The sequence below is a fragment of the Kribbella sp. NPDC002412 genome, assembly GCF_053592935.1.
On record NZ_JBSFBL010000096.1, the window covers coordinates 4,897 to 19,491 of the forward strand.

The window sequence follows — 14,595 nt, forward strand, 5'->3', positions numbered from 1 at the left end:
CCGTAAGCACTGGCACCGCAAGCGCCGGGACCGTAAGCACTGGCACCGCAAGCGCCGGGACCGTAAGCACTGGCACCGCAAGCGCCGGGACTGCAAGCGCTGGGACTGCAAGCGCTGGGGCCGGAAGCGGTGGGGCCGGAAGCGGTTGGACGGTCAACCGGGCCGAGGAGTCTGTGGAGTCAAGCGGTACCGTTTCAGCGTGACTTCACCAGCCGACCCCGCCACGTCCGCCACCCCGCAGCCGCTCACCCCGGCCATCCGCGGAGCTCTCACCCGCTACCGCGTGATCGCGTACATCGTCGGCGTGATGCTCCTCCTGCTGCTCTTCGTGGCGATGCCCCTGAAGTACCTGGCGGACGACCCCAGCGCCATGAACGTCATCGGCCCGATGCACGGCTTCCTCTACGTGGTCTACCTCCTCGCCACGTTCGACCTCTTCCGCCGCGTCCACTGGTCCTTCCTCCGCCTGGTCCTCATCGCCCTGGCCGGCACCATCCCCTTCCTCTCCTTCTACGCGGAACGCAAAACCACCCACGAACTAACCGCCTGACCCCCGATGTTTCACATGAAACATCCACCGCAAATCCCCAAGTAGATTTGTCGACAAATCCTGCTTGCGCCTCCCAGCGACTGCTGACGGATCGGGCCCACGGGCCGGAGCCGCGGGTGCGGGACTGGTCGTCGCACGACGCACCGGCCAGCGGTGCGAAAGCCCTGAAATTCCTCTGTCAGCGGGATTCTGAGCCAGGGTCGCCTCCAAACTTTCGCGACGATTCCGCCCCACCCACCAGGCACATCGTCTCCTGAAGCACCTCCCCAAAGCGCCCCACACGAGCCGCCGTCCGGCCGACGTCCGACCTCGCTCAGAATCCCGCTGACAGAGGAATTCCGACCCTCAGCTCTCGATCCACCTCAGCCCTCTCAGCCCGCACCCGAAGCTGCCGGCCAGCCACCAGCCCGCCGAACCGAAGCAGGACGCGCCGCCCGCGCTGAGCAGCTCTCCTGGTAAGTCAGCACCGCCGGGACCGTCGTACATGGTGAGGACCCGGCCGGCACGCCCAGTCGCCGACCGCCGCGGCCTACAGGCCTCACCGCCGACCGCCACCGCAGTCCGCACCACCGACCAACGCCGTGGTGCTCTCCGCCGGTCTCGAACTCTGTGCGGAGGCCGCGCACCACCTGCGTACGTTGCAGCCCACTCCGACAGAACCGCGTCGTTCGCCCGGCCGCGGGTCGACAAGCTCAACTCGAAGAAGCTGGCGCCTACACCGATGGCTGGCGGACGCTGGACAGGCGGGAGGAGATCCACCAGGTCGACGATCCCGGCCGGAACGAGCTACGTCCTCGGGCGCGGACCGGCGAGCGCCGAGGTGGCTCATCGCCTCCGCCAGGGCTGCGACCTCTGGTCGGGCACTGGCCACCCCTGGCCACGGCGACCAGGCGCGACACGATCCTCACCGCGGTGTACGCAGCAGCTCTCTCCGCAGCGAGCCAGCACGCTTTGGCTCTCACCCAGGCGTTCGAGCCCCTCACGACTCCCGCCGCTTCGGGCATGGGCAAGTCGATGGCCATCGCCGGCGGCTACTTCCCAACCCATGGCTTGGTCATCCTGGTCGAGGGCCTCAGCACCGCCGCCCAGTCGACCACGTCCGGACCAAGGCGTTCCTCCTCGTCGACGCATTGCGTACCCAGTCCTGACCCTCGCGGTATCCCGGTCGCCGCACCGACAGCCAACCGGACTGACCGCGCCCGATTCTGGCAGCGTCACCCCGTCGACGCAGTCTCGGCGGGCTTCGGGTCGTGGTATGACGACGGCCCCGGAGCGGGGGCTTCGGGGCCGTGGGGTGTGCGTGTCAGGTGGTGGGCTTGTTGGGGTCCATGAGGGTGACGATTCGTTCCAGGTCGTCCAGGGAGGCGAACTCTACGGTGATCTTGCCTTTGGTTTTGCCTAGGTCGACCTTCACCCGGGTTTCGAAGCGGTCGGAGAGGCGGTCGGCCAGGTCGACGAGGCGGGGGGCCACTGGCTTGGCGCGTCGGCGTTGGGGAGTGGCGTCGTCGGAGTTCATGTCGCCGAGGGCGACGATCTCTTCGACGGTGCGGACCGAGAGGCCTTCGGCGACGATGCGCTGGGCGAGGCGTTCGATCGCGTCGCCGCTCGGGAGGCCGAGGAGCGCGCGGGCGTGGCCGGCAGAGAGGACGCCGGCGGCGACTCGGCGCTGGACCGAGGCCGGGAGCTTGAGCAGTCGGAGGGTGTTCGAGATCTGCGGACGCGACCGGCCGATGCGGGTGGCGAGGACTTCCTGGGTGCAGCCGAAGTCGTCGAGCATCTGCTGGTAGGCGGCCGCCTCTTCGAGCGGGTTCAGCTGGCTGCGGTGCAGGTTCTCCAGGAGTGCGTCCCGCAGCATCACGTCGTCCGAGGTGTCGCGGACGATGGCCGGGATCGTGGCCAGGCCGGCCTGCTGGGTCGCGCGCCAACGACGCTCGCCCATGACGAGCTCGTACTTGTCGGCCTCCAGCCGGCGTACGACGATCGGCTGCAGCAGGCCGATCTCCTTCACCGAGTGCACCAGCTCCTCCATCGCCTCCTCGTCGAAGACGGTGCGCGGCTGCTTCGGGTTCGGGGTGATCTTGTCGACCTCGATCTCCGCGAACGACGCACCGGGTACGGCGGTCAGCTCGGGCTCGGTCTTGATGGTTGCCGGCGGTGCACCGGGAATCGAACTGGACTTGCTGCCGAGCGTTGTGCTGCTACCGGGAGCGGGTGTGCTGGGGATCAGCGCACCAAGTCCGCGTCCGAGTCGGGTGTTCATCGCGCTCCCTCGAGTTCGACAACCTGCTGATGTTCTTGGAGTACCACTGCCCGCGGGCTCGTTTCACGTGAAACGCCGTTCGGCACCAGTAGCTGCCTGAGCAACCGTAACTGGTCCCGCCCGGCACTTCGAACGCGCATCCACAGGGCCCGCCGTCTGCTGCGTCCGTTCCACGTGAAACAGACTCCAGGAGGTTCCACGTGAAACATGAAGGCTCCTGGGTAAGCAAGGCGCCGGCCGAGCGGTGCTCGGCCGGCGCCAGGGGTGAATCGGGTCAGGAGTTGTTGCGCATGGCAATCTCGCGGGAAGCCTCCAGGTACGAGAGGGCTCCGGCGGATGCCGGGTCGTACGCGAGCACGGTCTGTCCGTGGCTCGGCGCTTCGGAGATCCGGACCGAACGCGGTACGGCGGTCCGCAGCACCGCGTCCTGGAAGTGTCCGCGAACCTCGGCCGCCACCTCGCCGGCCAGCTTGGTCCGGGCGTCATACATCGTCAGCAGGATCGTGGAGACGTCGAGCCCCGGGTTCAGGTGCGACTTCACCATGTCGATGTGCCGGAGGAGCTGGGACAGACCCTCGAGGGCGTAGTACTCGCTCTGGATCGGGACCAGGACCTCGCGCGCCGCCGTCAGCGCGTTGACGGTCAGAAGGCCGAGTGACGGCGGGCAGTCGATGAAGACGTAGTCGTACTTCTCGCCGGCTGCTTCGGTCTCTTCCAGGTGCGCGTCGAGGGCACGCTTCAGCCGGCTCTCGCGGGCCACGATGCTGACCAGTTCGATCTCGGCGCCGGCCAGGTCGATCGTCGCCGGCACGACCTGGATACCTGGGTGCTCGGCGCACGGCTGGAGCAGCTTGCTCAGCGACTCGCCCTCGATGATCGCCTCGTAGACGCCCGGGGTGCCTTCGGAGTGGTCGATGCCGAGGGCGGTCGACGCGTTCCCCTGCGGGTCCAGGTCGATGACGAGGATGCGGGCGCCGTACAGCGCGAGGCCGGCGGCGACGTTCACGGTCGTCGTGGTCTTCCCGACGCCACCCTTCTGGTTGGCGACGACGAAGACCCGGGTTTCAGCGGGCAGCGGGAACTCACGGCCCATCGTGCGTCCTTCATTCACCAGCAGGGTCCGTTCGGTGGCGGCGGCGATCGGAGTCTCGAGAAGTCGTCGCTGAAGCTCGTCCGAGGTGGCCCGCGCGGCGATCTGTGCGGCAGTCATAGCGCCCATTCCGATAGGTGCGGGACTTGGCCCGAAGAGGATGTCAGTTGGGGTCGGGGCGGGTCTGCCCCCAGCTTCGTCCACAGGCCTCTGTGGACGAATTCCCGTGTGCAAGGGCAGTTTCATGGGGTCGTCATCCACAGGTCGTGGAGACTCGTCGAAGTCCTTCTCGGCGTCCACCAGCGACGCCGATTCGGCCCCGGCACCATCATCTCGCGACTCCGCCGTTCCACGTGAAACGGACACCGAGTCCTTCGAGGGAACGAGATCCAAACCCGTCGCAGCCGCGGCCCGGAGGGCCGCGCCGTCCACTGGCGCAGCAGCAGAGCCGACCGCGGAGATCGGTACGGAGCCCACCGGGTCGGCGGTGCCGGCCGCGTCGGCGGTAGCGGCCGGGTCGGCAGCGCTGGCCGGGTCCGAGGCGGTGGCCAGGTCGGAGAGGGTGGCCGGGTCCGAGGCGGTGGCCGGCGAATCGGAGGCCTTCGCTTCGGGGGTCGGAGAAGCAGTCGAGGAAGGTGCTGGGGTGTCGGTGGCGGGGTCTGCGGTGATCAGGCGGATGGCGGTCTGTGGGTCTGCCGGCCAGCCGATGCCCTGCGCTGTCTTCGGCTCACCCGTGCTCTTCTCCGGCCATCCGAGGGCACGACTCACCAACCCGCTCACCTCCCGCGTCTTCCGTGCCGGGATCCCCCTGCAGCACGTCCGGCCACAATACTCACGACTGTCGTCGGCTGGGCCAGTTCATCCGCGCCGAGTTGGTGAATGTGCCAAACCTCTGCCCCGAGCGACTCGAGCTCGCGCTCCGAGGCCTCCAGTTCCTCCTCCGCGGACGACCCCTTCATCGCCAGCATCAGTCCCCCTTCGGCGCACAGTGGCAGACACCACTTGGCCAGTTTGCCCAAGGGAGCTACGGCTCGCGAAGTCACCACGTCGTACGACGCAGGCGGAAGATCCTCGGCCCGGGCACGCACGACCGTGGCGTTCTCCAGACCGAGTACCTCGACCGCCTCTTGAAGGAAGGTGGTGCGCCGGAGCAGCGGCTCGACGAGCGCCACCTGGAGATCGGGACGGACGAGCGCCAGCACGATCCCGGGCAGCCCGGCGCCGGTACCGACGTCGGCGACCGTCGAGTCCGGTGGGATGAGTCGCTCGAGTACGGCGCAGTTCAGCAGATGCCGGTCCCACAGCCGCGGGACCTCGCGCGGGCCGATCAGGCCGCGCAGTGTCCCCTGGGTGGCCAGCAGATCGGCGTACGCCGCAAGCCGGACCGCCGCCCGTGGATACAACTTCTCCACGAGCGGCGGCGTTTCACGTGAAACAGGTTCGGTCACAAGCGGGACTGTCCCGTCATCGGATCAGGCCGGCTGGACGACGACGCGGCGGCGTGGCTCCTCGCCCTCGGACTCACTGGTCAGCCCGGCGGCCGCGACGACGTCGTGGACGACCTTCCGCTCGAACGGCGTCATCGGGTCCAGGCGCACCGGAGCCCCGGTTGCCTCCACCTCCTCGACCGCCTTGCGACCGACCTCCTCGAGCTCGGCCTTGCGGTTCGCCCGGTAGTTCGACACGTCCAGCATCAGCCGCGAGCGCTCGCCGGTCTCGCGGTAGACCGCGAGCCGGGTCAGCTCCTGCAGCGCCTCCAGCACCTTGCCGTTCTCACCGACCAGGTTGTTCAGCTCGGCGCCGACGATCGACACCGCGGCCCGGTCGCCGTCGATGTCCATGTCGATGTCGCCGTCCAGGTCGGCGATGTCCAGCAGCTCCTCGAGGTAGTCGGCCGCGATGTCGCTCTCCGCCTCGAGCGCCTTGAGCCGCTCGTCCGCGGTGGTCGTCTTGGCGGTGGGCTGCTCTGCCGCCTCGGTGTTCTGCATGCCGTCGGTCACGGCCAACTCCTTCACAATCTCGAGATCCGCCCCACGGGGACCCAGGTGTACACAAGCAGGCAGGGTTACCGGCGAGCGGTCAGCGGGAGCCGCCCGACTTCTTCTGGGCCGCCTTCTTCTGCGCGGCCGACTTCGCCGCGGGCTGGCGCTTCGCCGTCGTACCCTTCTTGCCGGCCGGCTGCTTCTTGGCAGCACCGGCCTGAGTCTTCTTGGCCGCTTCGGGCTTGGCGTTGGGCGACGCCTGCCCGTTGCTCGCGGAGGTCTCGGCAGCGGCCTCGCCGCCGCCGGACGTGGGCGCGCCGCCGCCCTTGCGGTTGCTGCGCGACTGCCGCTTCGGCTGCTGCCGCTGCGCCGGACGACGGTCGGTGACGGTGTCCGTGTCACCCTCGGCGGCCGCCAGGCCCTCGTCGGCCGGTCGGCCGGCGCGCAGGTTGTGCTCGCGCTTGCGGGCCTCCATGGCATCGTACGCCGGGGTGCCGGGGGCCGGGTTGCGGCGGATCACGTAGAACTGCTGGCCCATCGTCCAGACGTTCGAGACGAACCAGTAGATCAGCACACCGATCGGGAAGTTGAAGCCGCCGATCAGGAAGAAGATCGGGAAGACGTACAGCATGATCTTCTGCATCTGCGCGGCCTGGCCCTCGAGGGCCTCCTTCGGCATGTTCTTGCGCATCAGCTGGAGCTGCGTGATGAACATCGTCGTCGTCATCAGGATGATCAGGACGACCGCGACGATCTTGACGTTGGTGGCGCCCTCACCGCTGGCGCGCAGGAAGGTCTGCGAGATTTCGGCGCCGAAGATCGTGGCGTGCCGCAGCGACTCGATGTGCGGCGTGATGATGCTGCTGTGGCTCTCGCCCTTCGAGGCGCCGTCCAGCACCCGGAAGAGCGCGAGGAAGACCGGCGACTGCAGCAGCAGCGGCAGGCACGAGGAGAACGGGTTGGTGCCCGTCTCCTTGTACAGCTTCATCATTTCCTGACCGAGCTTCTCCCGGTCGTGGCCGTACTTCTTCTGCAGCTCCTTCATCTTCGGCTGCAGCAGCTGCATGTTCCGGCTGGAGCGGATCTGCCGCACGAACAGCGGGATCAGCAGGGTCCGGATGACGATGGTCAGGCCGGCGATCGACAACGCCCAGGCCCACCCGCCGTCCGGGTCCAGCACCTGAGAGAGCAGCCAGTGCCACCCCACGAGCAGCGCCGCGACCGCGTGGTACAGCGGCGTCATGATCGCGTTGAAGATATCTACGATCCCGTCCCACAACGCGAGTCCGGGGATGGCCAGAAGAGTCACTCAAGCACCTCGCTGCGCAGGCCCGGCGTCCGTGGACGATCCGGGCTGGTTGGCGGAGATCGACTCTCCGCGCTGGTCGACATCTGTGGGTGGAACGGGGTCGTAGCCGCCGGGGTTCCACGGGTGGCAGCGAATGAGTCGCTTCATCGCCAGCCAGCAACCGCGCACCGCACCGTGACGTTCGACCGCCTCCAGAGCGTACGCCGAACAACTCGGGTAGAACCTGCACACCTGCCCGTACATCGGGCTGACGAAGGTCCGGTAGAGCTTCAGAAAACCGATGATCCCGTACTTGACGGGGTTGATCCTCATCGTGGCCCCAGCAACCGCGCCAGCGCGCCGTCGACGTCCGCGACCAGTTCGTCGTACGACGCTGAAGCCGACGACGGAAGGGCACGGACGACGGTCAGGCTGCCGGCCGGCAGATCGGGGAGCCGCGTCGCCAGTACGGCGCGCAGGCGGCGGTGGACCCGGTTCCGCAGAACCGCGTTGCCCACCGCCTTGTTCACCACGAATCCGACGCGAGCGGGTTCGGCCGCGGCCTCGTCCCGCCGGAACAGATGGACCACCACCGCGCGCCTGCCCGCACGCCGTCCGGACCGGACTGCGCGACGGAAGTCGTCGGACCGGCGCAACCGGTTCGACGCAGGCAACACGGGGTGGTCACCGTCGAGAAGACCGCTCAGGCCGCGAGGCGCTGACGGCCCTTGCCACGGCGGGCGGCGATGATGGCGCGACCCGCACGGGTACGCATCCGAAGACGGAAGCCGTGCTTCTTGTGCCGGCGACGGTTGTTCGGCTGGAACGTCCGCTTGCTCACTGGAATGACTCCGGTTACTCGAGATCACAAAATTGTCGACAAATCCACTGATAGATCTGCCGCTGGTGCAGTCCTGCACACCACTCAAGAACCCGGTTGTGGTCCCGCAGGGAGCGCAGCACGAAACGGCCGGCTCAACACCGACCGATCCACGGTACGTGGCAGCCTGTGGATGGGTCAAACCAGTCATCCCCAGGGTTTTCCACAGGCTTGTGGACAGAATAGTCGGCACACGATCGGTCAGGTGGTCGTCACAGTGGGCTCTGTCACCATGACTACGCTCCGACGTCTACCCGACACGCCGCAGGTTGCCCCCAATTTTGGGTTCATAGCCTGTGGATGACGGCTTGAAGCAGCGTGGCCCGACTTGTTAGCGTCAGCCCCTCACACCAGAGGTCCCACATCCCGCAACTGGTAACCAACCTGCTCCACCCGTCGTTCACATCTGTGGACAACCGTGTGGACAGTACGGCGGCCGACTGCGGACAAGCGCGGTCACGCCGAGCCGGAAACGACGCAGCGGCCGCACGGTGTCGGGTCTAACGGTCGCGCCGCCCGGGTCACCGGAACGCGCCGGCCACCGCAGCGATGGATTCGGGGAGCAACGCGTGGTCGAGGACCATTCCGCCAGTGCGGAATTCGCAGGGGACGCCGGAGCGGACTTCAGGCCAGGGATCACCCCCGAGCCGGGTCCGGTGCCGCGGGCCGAGTCCGCGGAGGACTCCACCCCTCCCACCTCGCCGAGCGAGCTCGGCTACCCGTCGGCTCCAGCCGGCGACAGCTATCGCCCCGACGGGTACCGCTCGGACCTCGAGCGCGCCGCCACTGGTCTCCCTGGCACGACGTCCGCCCCGGGCACGCCGTACTTCGGCTCCGCGCCGGCCGTCGCCGACAACCTGAGGTACGCCGACGTACAGAACGACAAGTACTCGGTCGACGTGCCCCGCGCCGAGCGCTTCGGCCAGAGCGTGGCGTTCGAGGCAGAGGGCCGCGGCTTCGGCAGCACCCCACAGCAGACCCCCGACTACAGCGCACCACAGCAGTCCGCACCACAGCAGTCCCCCGACTACGGCACACCACAGCAGACCTCCGAGTACGGCGCTCAGCCGCGGCCGCAGCAGTACGGCGGCGACCCGCAGCAACCGCCGTACGGCGCCGAGCAGCCGGCAGCTCACCACGTCAGTGAGCAGCAGCCGCAGCAGTACAGCGGTGAGCTGAATCAACGCGGCGGTCTCGCTCCTCAATACAACAGTGAGCGCGAACCGACCGGCGTGGTGCGGAACGAGGGTGATGGGCGTGCGGACAGCAGCAGCACGGAGACCAGAGCGGCCGTACCTGATGTCGCGGAACCGGCCCCGGTGATGGACCTCGGTGACGCCTGGACCCGGGTCCTCTCGGGCCTGCCGCCGAACCAGCGCGCCTGGCTGACCAACTCACGGCCGGTCACGCTGCACGAGAGCACCGCCATCGTCGCGGTGCCCGACGACTTCACCCGCGGCCAGCTCGAGACCCGGCTCCGCCCGGACCTCGAGCGCATACTGACCGAGAGCTTCGGCCGGGACATCCGGATCGCGGTGACCGTCGACCCGTCGCTCGACCCTGAGCTGCGCGAACCGAAGCCGCCGGCGCAGCCCGCCGTACGGGAGCCGCTGCGCACGGAAGGCTCGTACCAGCCGACGATCCAGTCGTCGCTGACCGACCCGAACACCAACGGGCAGCAACCGCAGCACTTCGGGCAGCCCGCACCGCAGCAGCGGCCGGAGCCGGCTCAGCACTACGACCAGCCGACCGGACCGGCACCACAGCTCGGCGCACCGCAGTTGGGCGCTCCGCAGCAGCAATTCGGATCGGTCGCACCCCCGCCGAACGGTTCGGCCCCGACCCAGCCGGCCACCGAGGCCCAGGGCGAGGCCCGGCTGAACCCGAAGTACACGTTCGAGACCTTCGTCATCGGCAGCTCGAACCGGTTCGCGCACGCCGCCGCGGTCGCAGTCGCCGAGGCGCCGGGCAAGGCGTACAACCCGCAACTGATCTACGGCGACTCCGGGCTGGGCAAGACCCACCTGCTGCACGCGATCGGGCACTACGTCCGCAGCCTCTACACCGGGGCGCGAGTGCGGTACGTCTCCAGCGAAGAGTTCACCAACGACTTCATCAACGCGATCCGCGACGACAAGGCATCCCAGTTCCAGCGCCGGTACCGCGACGTCGACGTGCTGCTGATCGACGACATCCAGTTCCTCGAGGGCAAGATCCAGACCCAGGAGGAGTTCTTCCACACCTTCAACACCCTCCACAACGCGAACAAGCAGATCGTGATCAGCTCCGACCGGGCGCCGAAACGCCTGGAGGCGCTGGAGGACCGGCTGCGGAACCGGTTCGAGTGGGGCCTGATCACCGACATCCAGCCGCCCGACCTGGAGACCCGGATCGCGATCCTGCGGAAGAAGGCGGCCACCGAGCGGCTGACCGCGCCGCCGGAGGTGCTGGAGTTCATCGCGTCGAAGGTGCAGACGAACATCCGTGAGCTCGAGGGCGCGCTGATCCGGGTCACCGCGTTCGCCAGCCTGAACCGGCAGCCGGTCGACCTGAGCCTGGCCGAGATCGTGTTGAAGGACCTGATCCCCGAGGGCAGCAAGCCCGAGGTGACGGCCAGCATGATCATGGGCCAGACCGCGTCGTACTTCGGCCTGTCGATCGACGACCTGTGCGGGTCGAGCCGGAGCCGGGTGCTGGTGACCGCTCGGCAGATCGCGATGTACCTGTGCCGTGAGCTCACCGACCTGTCGCTGCCGAAGATCGGCCAGCAGTTCGGCGGCCGCGACCACACCACGGTGATGCACGCCGAGCGGAAGATCCGGCAGCTGATGTCGGAGCGCCGCAGCGTCTTCAACCAGGTGACCGAGCTGACCAACCGGATCAAGCACCAGGCCAAGCAGCAATGACCGGGATCGCGTCGAAGGGGCTGTACGCCGAGCGCTACGACGCGGTCACCGGAACCACACAGGCTGGGGACAGCCCTGTGGAAAACTGTGGGTATCGCGGTGGACACAGCAGTGTGTGCTGTGGATTCGCTGTGGGGACAGAATCCGTCATCACCAGGCGTCCCAAGGCCGACCGAGAATCGTCCACACGCCGTCCCCAGGCCGAAATGCCGTCTGACCTGCGAACTCGTCGCTTTTCCACAGTATCCACCGGTGCTAAGAACCCTATGGAATCTGTAGAGAGGTCCCAGGCCGAAAAACGAACGAGCGGCTCGATCTGGGGAAAACCCCGGTCTCGCGCCGGTTGGGCCGACCTGTCAGGCTGTCTTCAGGACACCCCGAACGCTGTCCCGAGAACACACAGGAACGACGCCGACGCGACCCGCCCGAAGCGCCACGTCACGCCCGGTTGGCGCACATCACACTTGTCCGTGGCAGGATCTGCCTGGCACACAGCCGAATCAGGAGGCACCCAGCGGTGAAGTTTCGCGTCGAGCGCGACGTACTGGCCGAGTCGGTGGCCTGGGCCGCGCGCAGCTTGCCCAGTCGTCCCAGCGTCCCGATCCTTGCCGGCCTTCTGGTCGAGGCCGAGGACGGGCAGATCACCCTGTCCGGATTCGACTACGAGACCTCGGTCCGCGTCACCGTGCCCGCGCAGGTGGCCGATGCCGGCAAGTGCCTGATCTCCGGCCGGCTGATGGCCGACATCTCGAAGAGCCTTCCGAACCAGCCGGTGGATATCGCCGTGGACGGGGCCAAGGCTCAAGTGACCTGTGGCAGTTCGCGGTTCACGCTCCAAACGCTTCCCACAGAGGAATATCCGGCGTTGCCGGACCTTCCGGCCGCGAGCGGGACCGTGAAGAGCGACGTCTTCGCCCAAGCGGTGGCCCAGGTGGTGACCGCGGCCGGCCGCGAGGACACGCTGCCGGTGCTGACCGGTGTCCGGGTGGAGATCGAGGGATCCACGATCTCGCTGCTCGCCACCGACCGCTACCGGCTGGCCATCCGCGAGCTCGAGTGGAACCCGCAGTCCCCCGACGCGTCCGCGGCCGCGCTGGTGCCGGCCCGGGTGCTGTCCGAGACCGCGAAGGCGATGACCGGGTCCGACGTGATCGTGTCGCTGGCCGCGCCTGGGACCGGTGACGGCATCGTCGGTTTCGAGGGCCAGGTGTCCGGTGGCAACCGGCGCGCCACCACCCGGTTGCTGGACGGCGAGTTCCCGAAGGTCCGCGGCATCATCCCGACCGACTCGGCGATCGCGACCCGGGTCCGGATCGACACCGCGACGCTGGTCGAGGCGGTCAAGCGCGTCGCCCTGGTCGCGGAGCGGAACGCGCCGGTGCGGCTCACCTTCAGCGAGGACAGCGTGACGCTCGACGCCGGCAGCGGTGACGAGGCGCAGGCGTCCGAGTCGATCGAGGCCCGGGTCTCGGGTGCCCCGGTTACTGTGGGCTTCAACCCGACGTACCTGCTCGACGGTCTGAACGCGATCGGCACGCCGGTCGCCCACCTGGCCTTCACGCAGGCGACCAAGCCGGCCGAGCTGACCGGTGTGCGGGACTTCGACGGCGAACCGATCAGCGAGTTCCGGTACGTGCTGATGCCGGTCCGCCTCAACAGCTGAAAGCCAACAGAACAAGGGGATTGCACGATGGAGCTCGGCCTTGTCGGTCTCGGCAAGATGGGCGGCAACATGCGCCAGCGGATCCGCAACGCGGGGCACACCGTGGTCGGGTTCGATCACAACCCGGACATCTCCGACGCCAAGGACCTGGCCGACATGGTCGGCAAGCTGACCGCCGACGGCCAGCCGAGGGTGGTGTGGGTGATGGTCCCCGTGCAGGCCATCGACCCGGTCATCACCGAACTCGCCGAGCTGCTCTCCCCCGGCGACATCGTGATCGACGGCGGCAACAGCCGCTGGACCGATGACACCCGGCGGGCGGCGCAGCTGGCCGAGAAGGACATCCAGTTCGTCGACTGCGGTGTGTCCGGCGGCGTCTGGGGCCTGGAGAACGGTTACGCGCTGATGTGCGGTGGCGACAACGCCACGGTCGCGACGCTGATGCCGATCTTCGAGGCGCTCAAGCCCGAGGGCGAGTTCGGTTTCGTGCACGCCGGCAAGGTCGGCGCCGGCCACTTCAGCAAGATGGTCCACAACGGCATCGAGTACGCGATCATGCAGGCGTACGCCGAGGGCTTCGAGCTGCTCGAGGCCGCGGACATCGTGGACAACGTGCCGGAGACCTTCGAGTCCTGGCGCGAGGGCACCGTGATCCGGTCCTGGCTGCTGGACCTGATGGTGAACGCGCTCAAGGAAGACACCCACCTGGACAAGATCCGTGGGTACGCCGAGGACTCCGGCGAGGGCCGGTGGACGGTCGAGGCCGCGATCGACAACGCCGTGCCGGTGCCGGCGATCGCCGCGTCGCTGTTCGCCCGGTTCGCGTCCCGGCAGGAGGACTCGCCGGCGATGAAGGCGATCGCGGCGATGCGCAACCAGTTCGGCGGTCACGCGGTCAAGGGCGCCGAGGCCGCCGACCCGTCGTACGCGACGCCACCGATCAAGCACTGAGGTGTATGTCACCGCCCTGGGTCTGCTCGACTTCCGGTCCTACCAGCAGGCGGAGGTCCAGCTCGCCCCGGGCGTGACGGCCTTCGTCGGGCCGAACGGCCACGGCAAGACCAACCTGGTCGAGGCGATCCACTACACCGCGACGCTCGGCTCGCACCGGGTGGCGAACGACGCCCCGCTGGTGCGCGCCGGCGCCAGCCGAGCGATCGTGCGCACCGAGATCCGCAGCCAGTACGACCGGGACGTGGTCGTCGAGCTGGAAATCAATCCTGGGAAGGCAAACCGGGCCCGGGTCAACCGGTCGCCGGTGCCGAGGCCGCGGGAAGTGCTCGGCCTGCTCCGCACGGTGCTGTTCGCACCCGAGGACCTGGCGCTGGTGAAGGGCGACCCGTCCGAACGCCGCCGGTTCCTGGACGAGCTGCTGACCCTGCGGGCGCCGCGGATGGCGGGCGTACGGCAGGACTACGACCGAGTGCTGAAGCAGCGGAACTCGTTGCTCCGCAGCGCATCGATGGCGCGCCGGCAGAACCGGTCGAGCGCCGCCGAGGGACAGCTGCGCACCCTGGAGGTCTGGGACTCCCACCTCGCCCGCGCCGGCTCCGAGCTGCTCGCGACCAGGCTCGAGCTGCTGGAAGCCCTGCGCCCGCTGGTCTCCAGCTCGTACGACGCTGTTGCCCGAGGCAAGGGTGATGCTCGGCTGGAGTACAAGTCGTCGGTCGTCATCGAGCCCGGTGTGGTGTCCCGGGAGGAGCTGGCCCAGGTGCTGCTCGACGCGGTGCACGAGAAGCGGCAGGACGAGCTCGAGCGTGGCGTGTCGCTGGTCGGTCCGCACCGCGACGACGTCGTACTCGGGCTCGGGGACTTGCCTGCGAAGGGGTACGCGAGTCACGGTGAATCCTGGTCGTTCGCGCTCGCGCTGCGGCTGGCGTCGTACGAACTGCTCAGAGCGGATGGGGGTGAGCCGGTGCTGATCCTGGACGATGTGTTCGCGGAGCTGGACACGCAGCGCCGCGACCGGCTGGCCG

12 protein-coding genes and 1 pseudogene are annotated in these 14,595 nt (G+C 68.3%); 5 read left to right on the forward strand and 8 right to left on the reverse strand.

The genetic code is table 11. The annotated features are described in order from the left end of the window. Nucleotides 1-199 precede the first annotated feature (199 nt). Complete coding sequence (locus ACWCOV_RS39575) at nt 200-550, forward strand: DUF3817 domain-containing protein (protein WP_449834523.1); 351 nt, start codon at nt 200-202, stop codon at nt 548-550. Between the two features lie 1,303 nt (nt 551-1,853). Here the strand turns inward: ACWCOV_RS39575 and ACWCOV_RS39580 are convergent. The 8 genes and pseudogenes from ACWCOV_RS39580 to rpmH all read right to left on the reverse strand — a co-directional run bounded on the left by ACWCOV_RS39580 (nt 1,854) and on the right by rpmH (nt 8,011). Further along, a complete protein-coding gene (locus ACWCOV_RS39580; RefSeq protein WP_449834524.1) occupies nt 1,854-2,810 on the reverse strand; it encodes a ParB/RepB/Spo0J family partition protein in 957 nt (318 codons plus the stop codon). 274 nt (nt 2,811-3,084) lie between these two features. Continuing rightward, complete coding sequence (locus ACWCOV_RS39585) at nt 3,085-4,020, reverse strand: AAA family ATPase (RefSeq protein ID WP_449834525.1); 936 nt, start codon at nt 4,018-4,020, stop codon at nt 3,085-3,087. Between the two features lie 656 nt (nt 4,021-4,676). After that, on the reverse strand, nt 4,677-5,348 hold the full coding sequence (gene rsmG, locus ACWCOV_RS39590; RefSeq protein WP_449834526.1) for a 16S rRNA (guanine(527)-N(7))-methyltransferase RsmG: 672 nt from the start codon (nt 5,346-5,348) through the stop codon (nt 4,677-4,679). Between the two features lie 24 nt (nt 5,349-5,372). After that, nucleotides 5,373-5,900, reverse strand: coding sequence for a Jag family protein (locus ACWCOV_RS39595; protein ID WP_449834527.1), 528 nt, complete (start codon nt 5,898-5,900; stop codon nt 5,373-5,375). 307 nt (nt 5,901-6,207) lie between these two features. Continuing rightward, nucleotides 6,208-7,125 (reverse strand): annotated as a pseudogene (yidC, locus tag ACWCOV_RS39600) (membrane protein insertase YidC); the annotation flags it as partial. Between the two features lie 66 nt (nt 7,126-7,191). Then, nucleotides 7,192-7,503: a membrane protein insertion efficiency factor YidD gene (gene yidD / locus ACWCOV_RS39605; RefSeq protein ID WP_449834528.1), complete on the reverse strand. Its 312-nt coding sequence runs from the start codon at nt 7,501-7,503 to the stop codon at nt 7,192-7,194. Then, a complete protein-coding gene (rnpA, locus tag ACWCOV_RS39610; RefSeq protein ID WP_449834529.1) occupies nt 7,500-7,847 on the reverse strand; it encodes a ribonuclease P protein component in 348 nt (115 codons plus the stop codon). Before rnpA ends, yidD begins: the two co-directional genes overlap by 4 nt. 26 nt (nt 7,848-7,873) lie before the next feature. After that, nucleotides 7,874-8,011, reverse strand: coding sequence for a 50S ribosomal protein L34 (gene rpmH, locus ACWCOV_RS39615; protein ID WP_130386492.1), 138 nt, complete (start codon nt 8,009-8,011; stop codon nt 7,874-7,876). Between the two features lie 1,361 nt (nt 8,012-9,372). On the opposite strand from rpmH, the gene dnaA reads away from it, so the two are divergent. The 4 genes from dnaA to recF all read left to right on the forward strand — a co-directional run. Further along, on the forward strand, nt 9,373-10,956 hold the full coding sequence (dnaA, locus tag ACWCOV_RS39620) for a chromosomal replication initiator protein DnaA (protein ID WP_449834533.1): 1,584 nt from the start codon (nt 9,373-9,375) through the stop codon (nt 10,954-10,956). A 517-nt stretch (nt 10,957-11,473) separates the two neighbouring features. Then, nucleotides 11,474-12,619, forward strand: a complete 1,146-nt coding sequence (gene dnaN / locus ACWCOV_RS39625; protein WP_449834530.1) for a DNA polymerase III subunit beta — start codon at nt 11,474-11,476, stop codon at nt 12,617-12,619. A 27-nt stretch (nt 12,620-12,646) separates the two neighbouring features. Beyond that, a complete protein-coding gene (gene gnd, locus ACWCOV_RS39630; protein WP_449834531.1) occupies nt 12,647-13,570 on the forward strand; it encodes a phosphogluconate dehydrogenase (NAD(+)-dependent, decarboxylating) in 924 nt (307 codons plus the stop codon). A 1-nt stretch (nt 13,571) separates the two neighbouring features. Next, the coding region (gene recF / locus ACWCOV_RS39635) for a DNA replication/repair protein RecF (RefSeq protein ID WP_449834532.1) at nt 13,572-14,595 on the forward strand (1,024 nt) is incomplete at its 3' end.

Excerpts from the sequence above, each read along its gene's own strand:
- ACWCOV_RS39580 (WP_449834524.1), bottom strand. The coding sequence starts at position 2,810 with ATGAACACCCGACTCGGACGCGGACTTGGTGCGCTGATCCCCAGCACA.
- ACWCOV_RS39585 (WP_449834525.1), bottom strand. The coding sequence starts at position 4,020 with ATGACTGCCGCACAGATCGCCGCGCGGGCCACCTCGGACGAGCTTCAG.
- yidD (WP_449834528.1), bottom strand. The coding sequence starts at position 7,503 with ATGAGGATCAACCCCGTCAAGTACGGGATCATCGGTTTTCTGAAGCTC.
- dnaA (WP_449834533.1), top strand. The coding sequence starts at position 9,373 with ATGGACCTCGGTGACGCCTGGACCCGGGTCCTCTCGGGCCTGCCGCCG.
- gnd (WP_449834531.1), top strand. The coding sequence starts at position 12,647 with ATGGAGCTCGGCCTTGTCGGTCTCGGCAAGATGGGCGGCAACATGCGC.